Genomic DNA, 11,518 nt, shown 5'->3' on the forward strand with positions numbered 1-11,518 from the left:
TTACATATCCGTAATTGTGACTTGCGGCTCGTCTTCCCCTGCTGCTTCAATGCTGCCGATCTCCTGCGCAATTTCACCTTGCTGGGTTAGCATGTCGATGACGGCTTCGGCGTCATCGGCGGCAACCGCCATTACCATGCCGATACCGCAGTTAAAGGTGCGGTACATTTCCCGAGCTTCGACGTTGCCTTGTTCTTGTAGCCAGTCAAAAATGGCTGGGCGCTGCCAAGTGCTGCTGTCGATGACGGCTTTGGTATTGCGGGGCAGAACGCGGGGGATATTGTCGAGCAGGCCGCCACCGGTAATGTGGGCAAGGGCATTGACCCTATACTGTTTGATCACCCGCAGCACCGGTTTGATATAAATCCGGGTCGGGGCCAGTAGCGTTTCGCCGAGGCTGCTGTCGCCAAAGGCTTGGTCTAAGGTGGCGCCGCTGTGCTCAATGATCTTGCGCACAAGGGAATACCCGTTGGAGTGGGGTCCCGAAGAGTTGATGCCAATCAGTTTGTCGCCGATTTTGACTGAGCTGCCGTCGATGATGTTGGCCTTTTCCACCACGCCAACGCAGAAACCCGCTAAATCGTAGTCATCGCCTTCATACATGCCAGGCATTTCAGCGGTTTCGCCGCCGACCAATGCACAGCCTGCTTGCTCACAGCCGGCACCAATGCCGCTAACGACGTTGGCGGCAATGTCGACATTCAGGGCGCCAGTGGCGTAGTAGTCGAGGAAGAAGAGCGGCTCGGCACCGGTTACCAGCAGGTCATTGACGCACATGGCGACTAAATCGATACCGATGGTGTCGTGAATACCAACATCCATTGCGAGTTTGAGTTTGGTGCCGACGCCGTCAGTGCCTGAAACCAGCACCGGCTCTTTATAGCCAGTTGGAATTTGGCACAGGGCACCAAAGCCGCCGAGGCCACTCATGACCTCGGGGCGACGGGTGCGTTTGGCAACATCTTTAATGCGTTCTACGAGCGCATCTCCGGCATCGATATCAACGCCGGCATCTTTATAGCTTAAGCTGGGCTTACTGGTGTCAGTCATAGTCGTTGGCTGTCCTCTAAGAGGGCGCCATTCTAGCTTGATTGTGAGTTTAATTCAGCAGCAAAAGCGCGACTTTTTGCCACTACTCACGACGATCTCCCGGTTGCTTGCTACAATGGCGGCTTACGACGGGCAAAAGGGCTTAAAACAAGTGAAGCAAATTATAAGGGTGTCGGTTGTTCTCTGGCTATTTGTCGTAGCGGGGGTGGGGGCGGTAATGGCCGGTACCGTGGCTAATTTATACGACGAGCAGTTGGTGGTGGAGTCTCAGTCGCCGGAATCCCTTAAAAAGGCCGCCGCTGAAGCGCTGGAAAGAATTTTTGTGCGGGTGTCCGGTCGCGGCGATGCGGGCCGCAATGCCGCTGTGGCGGCGGTATTAGCTAGGCCTGAACCTTTGATTACCCAATATCGCTATCAGCGCAGCAAAGATCAATACGGCGAAGATATACTGCAGCTTAGCCTGAGTTTTTCTCCTCGCCAAGTGAATGCGGAGTTGCAGTCGGCAGGTTTGCCGGTATGGTCGGCAAATCGACCTGCGGTATTAGTTTGGCTTTTAGCTGATACGGCTGAAGGGCGTCAGTTTGTGGGCGCAGATAGCCAGGGTGAACTCCTGAATGATTTAAAGGAAGTGGCGCAACGCCGTGGTTTGGACCTGCAATTGCCGCTATTTGATTTGGCGGACTCGACAAATTTAACGAGCGATCAACTTTGGCAGATGTCAGTGGATGATGTTCGTAGAGCGTCGGCGCGTTATTCGGCGCCATTTGTGCTGATGGGCCGCGCGTCCCAGTTTTCCACCGGACAGTGGATTGCGAGTTGGATGATATTGCAGGGTGACGAGGTAATCCGTCTAGAGAGCGAAGGATTAGATGGACGGGATCTGTTGGAAGGCCCAGTGAATTCTCTCGCCGACCTGCAGGCTTCAAAATATTCGGTGGTGGCTACTGGAAGTATAAATAGCGCTAATAGCTTAATACATATTAGTGGTGTCGCTAACTTTGCGGCCTACGCCGATATGATAACGTACTTAGAGGGCTTGGCGGTGGTTCAGCACGCCAATACGGTGTGGTTGTCAGATAATGAATTGATTTTAGAACTTGTATTAAATGACGATATGGAAAAAGTGAAACGCTTCCTCAATCTTGATGGTCAATTAGTGGAAGAGCCCTCTAGTGCGGTTGTTGCGGGCATTACGGCGCTGCCCATGCGCGGATTTTATCGCTGGTCGGGTAAACGTTTGTGAATGCTCTGCCCAAACCCCTGTGGGTAATTGTCGGCCTTGCGCTAATCGCATTAGTGATTCATTTATTGGCGCCCATATTAATGCCGTTTTTGCTGGCGGCGGTATTGGCTTATATGGGTGACCCCCTTGCTGACAGGCTGGAAGCACGCGGTATGGGGCGCACGTGGGCGGTAGTGGCAGTGTTCGCTGCGCTCAGTCTGGGCGGGGCGTTAATTTTACTGGTTACCCTACCGCTGCTGATTGAGCAGCTCCAACTATTAATGGAACGCTTATACGATGGCGTGCGTTGGGTACAGTCCACTGGCTTGCCTAAGCTGCGTGAGTATTTGGATCTGCCTGAACAAACTCGGCCAATGGCGAGTGCCCGGGAAGCGATTAGCGAGCACTGGGCAAGTGCCGGCGGCATTCTTTTTTATCTGTGGAATAAAATCAGTGGCTCTAGTCTGGCCTTGATTACGTGGATGGCCAATATGACCCTGGTGCCTGTAGTGACGTTTTATTTGCTGCGGGACTGGGATGTTTTAATGGCCGCGATTCGCAATTTATTGCCGCGTTCGATTGAGATTCGCACCGTCCAAATTGCCAATGAGTGTGACGAGATTCTTGGCGCCTTCGCTCGGGGCCAGCTACTTGTGATGTTGGCATTGGCGGTGGTGTATACCCTGGGTCTTTGGCTAGTAGGCTTAGATTTGGCCTTGATTCTGGGTTTGGCTGCTGGTCTAGCGAGTATAGTGCCTTATCTGGGCGTTATTGTTGGAATTGGTGCGGCGGGTACGGCGGCGTTTTTTCAGTTTGATGGTCTTTGGCCATTGGCGGGTGTGGCTGCGGTGTTTGGGGTCGGTCAGTTATTAGAGTCGATGTTGCTAACGCCATTGTTGGTTGGGGATAAAATTGGTCTACACCCAGTAATGGTTATTTTTGCTATTCTGGCGGGTGGTCAGCTGTTTGGCTTTGTTGGCATATTGTTGGCCCTGCCTTTTGCAGCAGTTATTAAGGTGATGATTAACCATTTACATGAATATTATAAACAATCCGGCTTCTATGGTGCTGTTCCCGTGTCGACGGAAGAGCGGGAGCTTGGTGATTGATGGCTAGTCAGCAACTACCATTAGCCCTAAAGCTCGACAACGATGCTACTTTTGACAACTTCTACATTGCCGACGAGCACCGCCTGTTGGTTAATCAGCTTCGCCTGCAGGCAATAGCGCAGGGTGAAAAGTGGATTTATCTGAGCGGTGGAGTAGGTCGCAGCCACCTCTTACAAGCCTGCTGCCATTTAGCAGACGCGAATGGCCTTTATGCTCGCTATATCCCACTTGCCGACGTCGTGGATTATGAACCGGAGGCCCTGCTGGAGGGCTCAGAATATTTGGATTTGCTCTGTTTGGATGACCTTGATGTTGTCGCGGGACGAGAGAATTGGGAGCGGGCACTGTTTAATTGTTACAACCAAATGTTAGCAACGGGGGCCCGTATGTTGGCGGCCTCGGCTAAGCCGATCGCTCAGCAGGGGATTGCGCTGGCAGACTTGCATTCGCGCTTACAAAGCTTCAGTGTATACGGACTGCGTGATTCAGATGAAACGGTGCGACTTGCGGCATTCCAGTTTCGGGCTAAACTGCGAGGTATAACTATTTCAGACGCTGTAGCTGAATATATTTATATGCGTTGCCAAAGAGACCTTGCGAGTTTGTTTGGTATATTGAATACTCTGGACCAAGTCAGCTTGGTGGAGCAGCGAAAGTTGACTATCCCATTTATAAAAAAAGTAATGGATTGGTGAGCGATTTTTTATTATAAAATTTGGTAATGGCCCTAAATACGACTATTTTTAGCGTGTGCATGGGAACTTGCCAGCGTGTAAGTGTTCGGAGTGCTGATTTTAGTGGTGCATTGTATGCGGGGTCGCGTGGTAAAATTACACAAAATCAGGCGTGCAAGCATTGAAGCTCGTGTTATTCTGAGTTCATGGCGTGCTTTCACGGCATAGCAAAGGAAGTTTCTAAAAAAATGAAGGGGAGTGTTATGCGTAAATTTCTATTAGGTGCGGCCGTTGCAAGTTGCATGTTGCCAACAGTGGCGTCTGCAGCTGAGGAAGGTACTTGGTATTTAAACCCAGCTATTGGTTACCAAGTGTTTGATGGTTCGCGCGACTTAAGTAGTACCGAAGTTGCTTTGTTCGGTGCGGAATATGTTCTCAGCAAAGACTGGGGTGTTGAATTGCGCGGCTTGTACAGTGTTGCGGCGAGCGATCGCAATATTCGCGCTTTAGATCAAAAGATCCTTGGTAGCAGCGTTGATATGCTGCGCTATTTCAGCAACGACAGTAAGTTCACTCCTTATGTTGCGGCTGGTATGGGTGTAATAGAGGCGGATTACGAAAGCGGCCGTTATGACAGCCAGACACAGCTAAATGTGGGTGGTGGTGTACGTTATGCGATTGACGAGAAATGGTCGGTTCGTGGTGACACGCGTTTGGTTTATGGTACTGACCATGAAACTCGCGACGGCAACGCGTCGATCGGTTTGAGCTATGCGATTGGTGCGTCTGCGCCTAAGCCAGCGCCAATGCCTATGATTGCTGACTCTGATGCCGACGGCGTAGAAGATGGTGTTGATCAGTGTCCAGGTACACCTGCAGGTGTTGCTGTAGACGCTAGAGGTTGTGCTTTGGATAAAGACGGTGACGGCGTGCCTAACTACCGTGACAAGTGTCCAAATACGCCTGCTGGTCGTCAGGTTGATAAATTCGGTTGTAAGTTTGTGCTTAAGCACACCGAAAGCATCAAGCTTGAAATCAACTTCCCGAACAACTCAGACGCGATTCCAGTGGCTTATGCGAGCGAGCTGAAAAAGGTTGCTGAGTTTATGAAGAAGTTTGGCGGCGTGAAAACCGTTGTTGAAGGTCATGCGGACAGTAATGGCGCGGCATCTTACAACAAACAGCTGTCTCAGCGTCGTGCTGATGCTGTGCGCAATGCACTGATTCGCGATTTCAATATTGCAGAGAATCGTCTCAGCGCAGTTGGCTACGGTGAAGAACGTCCGATTGCTGACAACAAAACTGCGGAAGGCCGTCGTGCTAACCGTCGTGTAGTTGCGGTAATGCAGGCTGAAGTTGCTGAATAAACTTCAGTAATCGCTGTAAGAGAAGGGGCTTCGGCCCCTTTTTTATGCTTGAATGATTTGTATAAAGCGCTAGTGAACGCGCTACCACGAAATAAATGTCTGTATTCCTACCTTGAGAGTTGAATTTTCCCTCGGTCATCCCAGTCGGTTTCTGCCTGCTTTGATTGCTTGGTGATTTGCTCTGCCACGAATAGCGTTCGGCTAGGCTTGAGTGCTCCCACTTTGGCTGTCGATCTAAACTGAGCTGGTTTAGGGCTTTCGCATCGATTGAATTACCCCCGACACCCCTTACTTTTCGGGACCTCTTCGAACTGGCACGGTTCTTGTAGATTCTAGTCAGATAGCGCCGCAAACCGGTAACAAATCACCATAATGGTGCGCTTTGTAGTGGCCTGTAATTGTCCGTGTGCTCCAATTTGGTGCTGCGGTGAAAAGGGGAGTTATAGATGATCTTTGGCCGTAAGAATCGGAAACCAATAACGATCACTGACAAGAAAGTTGTTGAGTGGAAATACGCTGTATGCGGTTATTGCTCGACAGGCTGCTCAATTGAGGTTGGCTTGAATGCCCAGGGTAAGCCCGTGACGAGTAGAGGAAAAGGAAATGCGCCCGTTAATCAGGGCAAGTTATGCATTAAGGGCATTTTTGAGCATGAATTGAGTGATAGCGCCGGACGCGGCGTGGAGCCCCTGATTCGCAATAAAATCTATGACGCATTTCAGCCGACCAGTTGGGATGCAGCGCTCGATAAAACCGCAGCGGAGTTTATGCGGATACAGGAAAAGTATGGTCGCGACAGCGTAGCGGTTGTGTCTACTGGCCAGTTGCTGACGGAGGAGTTTTATACCCTAGGAAAATTGGTGCGCGGTGTTATTGGCACCAATAACTACGATGGCAACACCACTCTCTGCATGGCGTCAGCGGTTTCAGGTTATAAGCGGTCCTTTGGTGCAGACGGCCCTCCGGGCTGTTATGACGACTTTGAAAATACCCACTGCTTAATGGCGTTTGGTTCAAATTTACCAGAGCAGCACCCCATTATTTATTGGCGTTTAAAGGAAGCGCTGGAAAAACGCAAATTTCCGCTGATTGTGGTCGACCCCAGAGTTACCATGTTCGCCCAGTTTGCCGATATCCACTTGCCGATTACCCCCGGTACTGATCTCGTCTTATTGAATGCGCTTGCTCATGTTATTTTGGCTGAGGGCCTGCAGGACGAGGCTTATATTCAAGCCCACTGTAACGGTTTTGATGAATTGAAAGCGACCGTTGCCAAATACGATCCCGTTACCGCATCGCGGATCTGCGGTATCGATGCCGATATGATTAAGAACGTGGCGAGAATTTATGCCAAGGCGCCATCGGCGATGAGTATCTGGACTATGGGTATCAACCAAAGTACCCATGGTACCGATGGTGTTTGCGGTATCAATAACCTCAATTTAATTACTGGTAACATCGGTATTCCCGGTGGCACCAGCTTGTCAATAACCGGCCAGTGTAACGCGATGGGTACGCGAGAGTGGTCGTCTTGCTCTGGTTTACCAGGCTACCGAGCCCTAGAAAAGCAAGAGCACCGCGATGAGGTGGCCAAGTTTTGGGGTATTGATGAGAGTTTCTTCCCAGCCAAGCGGGGCTTACAGCAAACGGATATTTTTCCGGCCATAGAATCTGGTGAAATAAAAGCTTTGTGGATTGTCGCGACCAATCCCTTAACTTCTATGCCGAACCAGCCTCGGATAAAAAAGGCACTTGAAAAACTCGAGTTTATGGTCGTGCAAGACGGCTATAAAGACTGTGAGACCGTCAACTTTGCTCATGTGTATTTTCCCGCAGCAGTGTGGGGCGAAAAAGAGGGTGTGCTGACAAATACCGAGCGCAGAGTGAACTTGGTGCGTAAATTCGTTGAGCCACCGGGTAATGCTAAAGCCGACCACTGGATTTTCAATGAGCTGGCGAAACGGTTTGAGCGCGGCCGTGCAATGACATTCCCGGACAGTACCTCTGATATTTTTGATGAGATGAAGCAGCTATCCAAGGGTGCTGCGCGAAACCTTGATATCTCCGGCATGAGTCACGATCTGATTGAATCTCAGCGCGGTATCCAGTGGCCAATGCGGGAGGGCGACGATACAGGTAATCCGCGCTTGTATAGCGATGGCATTTTCCCGTCACCGAATGGCAAAGCCAATTTATTGGCTATGGACTATATCGAAGACAATGAAGTGCCCGATGACAGCTATCCGTTCTGGCTAAACAGCGGGCGGGTAATTGAGCATTTCCACACCCGTACTAAGACCGGCAAAATCGGCAATCTAAACAAGTTTAGCCCAACGCCATATATGGAAATGAATCCCGATTCTGCGCGTGAACAGGGCGTTAAGCACCAGAGTTATGTGCGTTTGGTGTCAAAGCGCGGCGATGCCGTGGTGATGGTCCAGCTTACCCAGCGGGTACCCCACAATATGGTTTTTATTCCAATGCACTACCACGACTGTGTAAATCGCTTGTCATTGGGCTTGCTTGACCCTTACTCGCGTCAGCCAGCCTTTAAACAGTGTGCAGTGCGCATTGAACAGATCGACCAGAAAGAAGCTGGACGTCTAAATGTAGAGCGCAGGGCGTATTAATTGGCGCGGCGATTAGTCGCGCAGAACACCGAGTAGATTGTCATATTGTTTTTAGAATAGCCTCGTATCACCCTAGTGCGAGGCGTTCGTCAAAAGGTCTTAAATATGTGGAAAGTTAGAGATGATGAACCCAGTTACGCCTTTCTCAAAGAACCAACTGCGCCAGAAGTAAATTATTACGAATCCCCCATCGACCTAATTGCTCGTACCGGTGGGGCTTTGCCTGCTGGTCGTGAAATGTTTATCAATGAAGAGCCTGGAGTTGGCAATAACCCCAATCGCAATAAGCAGCACGCGTTCCACTTTACCGCAGACAATTGCATTGGCTGCCATGCCTGCGAAGCGGCCTGTAGCGAGAAAAACGACAACCCAGCGCATATAAGCTTCCGTTCTGTTGGCTATGTTGAGGGTGGCACTTACCCCGACTTTAAACGCATGAACATCTCTATGGCCTGCAACCACTGTGACGATCCAGTGTGCTTAAAAGGCTGCCCAACTCGCGCGTATACCAAGCACGTAGAGTATGGCGCGGTGCTTCAAGACCCTGAAACGTGCTTTGGTTGCGGATATTGTACCTGGGTCTGCCCCTACAACGCGCCTCAGCTCGACCCGATAAAAGGGCAGGTTTCTAAGTGTAATATGTGTGTAGATCGCCTCGAGGTAAACCTTAAGCCTGCGTGCGTGTCTGCGTGTTTGGGTAATGCGCTTAATTTTGGCGTAGTCGAAGATTTGCCGGAGAACAGAGAGCAAGCAAAATTAACGATCCCAGGTTTCCCTGATCCCGAGATTACCCACCCCAATATCCGCTTTCAGCAAATTAAGAATATGCCTGACGAGGTAACCCGCCCCGACGGTATGGAAGTGAAATACCACAAAGGCGACGACGGACAATATCGCCCAGTTGTTGATCAGAAAAAAGGCGTAGAGAAAAAGTGGAGCTTTAGCAAACTCAGCTCACGGGAGAATCCGCTGGTCATATTTACCTTGGTCGGCCAAGCGGCGTTCGGCGCTTTTTTATTGAGTTTCCTTGGCGCGCAGCTAGGTATAGATAGTATTGTCGCTGTTCGCGATTCGGTGATGTATGTGCCCTTAATCGCGGTAGCAGTAGGCTTAGCTGGTCTGGGTATGCTGATGTCGGCGACGCACCTTGGTAAGCCATGGCGTTTTTATCGAGGCTTTAATAATTTGCGTCATTCGCCAGTATGCCGCGAGGGCTTGGGTATCTGCTTGTTCATGGTATTTGCCGGTCTGCATTTATTGGCGATGTTACCTGAAAATGCTGTGTTTATTTCTATTATGGGTGAGTGGGGTAGCTTTCGGGCAACTGCATCGGCTATGGGCTTTTTAGCGTTAATCGCCGGGGCAGTCGGTATTTATTATATGTATCGTTGCTACCGCATACCGGCTCGGCCATTCTGGAACCACTGGCAGACTGGTAGTTCATTTTTGGGCACAGCGCTTAGTTTAGGCGGCGTGGTATTAGGGGGCATCGGCGTGCCAACATTAACATTGCTTGGTGTGGACGCGCTGGGGCTCCTAAAACTATGCGTGCTGAGTGTGGTTGTAGGCTCAGCTCTGGAAGGCTTTGGTTTGTGGCGTCATGGCATTGCTATGGATAAGGCAAACAATGAAGGCAGTGTGTCCCATTATATTCAATGCACGCTGTTCGGTAAGAGTTATACCTTGCGCAATCTAATGTTGTTGGGCAACTTCGCTATCGCGATTATTCTGCTAGGTACTGCCGAAGCTGGGCTGCTGAGTTTGGCGGTTAGCGCGCTATTGTGTGTCTCAATAATGGTAACCGCACTTATTGGCCGCTGCTTGTTTTATGTTTTGGTAGTGCCGACAACCATGCCTGGTGCGTTCTTTTGGAAGAACAAAGACTTTGAAGAGCATGCCAGAGATATTGGTTTGGCCAATATGCCCCAAGTGGGCGTTGTAGCGCACGCGCACTAATGAGGAAGAAGATAGCGAAGAGCTATTCTTCGCTATCTTCTTTTAATTACACATGCCGAGGTTAACGAGGGCCGATGGATAGGGCCAAAATCATACTTAACTCGGCCATGGAGCGGCCACTCTCCTGCTGCATTTCATTAAAGGCTAGCTGCACCTTCTTGAGATCACGCTGAGCAGTGACTTGAGTTTTATCGATGATGCCAACGCTGAGTAATGCTGTGCATACGTCGCGGCTTAAAATGAAGGTGTCCTTACCACTAAAACGCAGAAAATACTGGCCAGAATTCCCGCCAAGGCGACTGCCATGTTTTTTCAGGTACGCCCACAAGCCAGTAATATCGTCGCTAGGCCAATTAGCTAAAAATTTGCCAAAACTACCGTGTTCGCGCTGGATGTCGAGTATAAACAAGGCATTGTCCTGAACCGATTTAACCTTGGTTAAATTGCGCACAATGCGTTGGTCGGTGGCCATAGTTTCAATCTCTTCTGGTGATCGCGACGCCACCCAAATGGGTAAAAACCCATTAAACACCTCCTCAAATCCTGGCCACTTGAGTGCAATGACTCGCCATACAAAGCCTGCCCGAAACACGCATGCTGCCATTTCCGCCAAAAACTGTTTATCTGGGATAGCGCACAGTTCTTCAGGAGTGAGGGTGCTGGGCAGCTTGTCTTCAATAGCGGCTAGTGTGCCGTGCTGGGCCAGCGCACGCTCAAGAAAGGTGTTGTAAAGTGTCGCCATAATGTGGAATCTCTTGGTGCGGGGCTATTCTGCTAGCCTAAAAATGTGTGCGCAATCGTCATAGTTGCTGTCGCGTACTGCAGACGGATGATAGTGGTTCAGCCCCAGAGGTGTTTATTATAGGGCAAATATGGGCATCGTATCGCCAATACGGCAATGACATATCTTAATCAAACCGGCAGTTGCTTATACGATCAATAATGCCATTGCGATTTAAGATTGAACGCAGGAATGAATAATGACCGAAACAAGCTGGGATCATAGCGTAGACGTATTAATTGTTGGTAGTGGTAATGGTGCGCTTACCGCTGCCCTTAGTAGCTATGAGATGGGTGTGAAGGACGTTCTAATTGTCGAAAAATCAGCCGAGATTGGCGGCACCAGTGCAACGTCGGGCGGAGGGGTATGGATTCCCTGTAATCGCTATGCCAAGGCTGCTGGGGCCGACGATAGCTTTGATGACGCCAAAGCTTATCTATTAAATACCACGCCAGCAGGCGCCGTGCCTGAGGAAATGGTCGATTGCTATTTGCGCAACGGCCCGAAAATGATCGACTTCTTGCACGAGCGCAGTGATGTTCGCTACGAGACCTTAGAACACTACCCCGATTACTATACCAATATAGAAGGCTCGCGCACTGGACACCGTTCAATGGAGCCCGCGCGCTTTGACTCCTCTTTGCTGGGCGATGATGTGAAACGGCTGCGCCCCTCGCATCACATGATGCGCTTGTTTAATCGAATTTATTTTACTCAGGTGGAGGCGGC

Annotated in this window: 9 protein-coding genes; 7 read left to right on the forward strand and 2 right to left on the reverse strand. The window is 50.2% G+C overall.

Annotated elements, in window-relative coordinates; all coding sequences use genetic code 11:
* Positions 1-1,050, reverse strand: a complete 1,050-nt coding sequence (purM, locus tag ABYT30_RS02490; protein WP_373077857.1) for a phosphoribosylformylglycinamidine cyclo-ligase — start codon at positions 1,048-1,050, stop codon at positions 1-3.
* A 43-nt stretch (positions 1,051-1,093) separates the two neighbouring features.
* Between purM and ABYT30_RS02495 the strand changes: the two genes are divergently transcribed.
* From ABYT30_RS02495 to ABYT30_RS02520, 6 genes are all read left to right on the forward strand, one after another.
* On the forward strand, positions 1,094-2,293 hold the full coding sequence (locus ABYT30_RS02495) for a DUF2066 domain-containing protein (RefSeq protein ID WP_373077902.1): 1,200 nt from the start codon (positions 1,094-1,096) through the stop codon (positions 2,291-2,293).
* Positions 2,290-3,381 (forward strand): AI-2E family transporter, encoded by a 1,092-nt coding sequence (locus ABYT30_RS02500; protein ID WP_373077858.1) that lies wholly within the window; start codon positions 2,290-2,292, stop codon positions 3,379-3,381. Before ABYT30_RS02495 ends, ABYT30_RS02500 begins: the two co-directional genes overlap by 4 nt.
* Entirely contained in the window at positions 3,381-4,076 is a 696-nt protein-coding gene (gene hda / locus ABYT30_RS02505) for a DnaA regulatory inactivator Hda (RefSeq protein ID WP_373077860.1), read from the forward strand. Before ABYT30_RS02500 ends, hda begins: the two co-directional genes overlap by 1 nt.
* A gap of 242 nt (positions 4,077-4,318) precedes the next feature.
* Entirely contained in the window at positions 4,319-5,422 is a 1,104-nt protein-coding gene (locus tag ABYT30_RS02510) for an OmpA family protein (protein WP_373077862.1), read from the forward strand.
* 446 nt (positions 5,423-5,868) lie between these two features.
* Complete coding sequence (locus ABYT30_RS02515; protein ID WP_373077864.1) at positions 5,869-8,052, forward strand: molybdopterin oxidoreductase family protein; 2,184 nt, start codon at positions 5,869-5,871, stop codon at positions 8,050-8,052.
* A 105-nt stretch (positions 8,053-8,157) separates the two neighbouring features.
* A complete protein-coding gene (locus ABYT30_RS02520) occupies positions 8,158-10,008 on the forward strand; it encodes a DmsC/YnfH family molybdoenzyme membrane anchor subunit (protein WP_373095147.1) in 1,851 nt (616 codons plus the stop codon).
* A 61-nt stretch (positions 10,009-10,069) separates the two neighbouring features.
* Here the strand turns inward: ABYT30_RS02520 and ABYT30_RS02525 are convergent, their stop codons facing one another.
* Entirely contained in the window at positions 10,070-10,750 is a 681-nt protein-coding gene (locus ABYT30_RS02525; RefSeq protein WP_373077869.1) for a DNA-3-methyladenine glycosylase I, read from the reverse strand.
* Positions 10,751-10,988: 238 nt separating this feature from the next.
* Between ABYT30_RS02525 and ABYT30_RS02530 the strand changes: the two genes are divergently transcribed.
* Positions 10,989-11,518 (forward strand): FAD-binding protein (locus ABYT30_RS02530; protein WP_373095149.1); only part of this gene is annotated, 530 nt, incomplete at its 3' end.

It is taken from the genome of Zhongshania sp. (assembly GCF_041623545.1).
Classification (GTDB): Bacteria; Pseudomonadota; Gammaproteobacteria; order Pseudomonadales; family Spongiibacteraceae; genus Spongiibacter.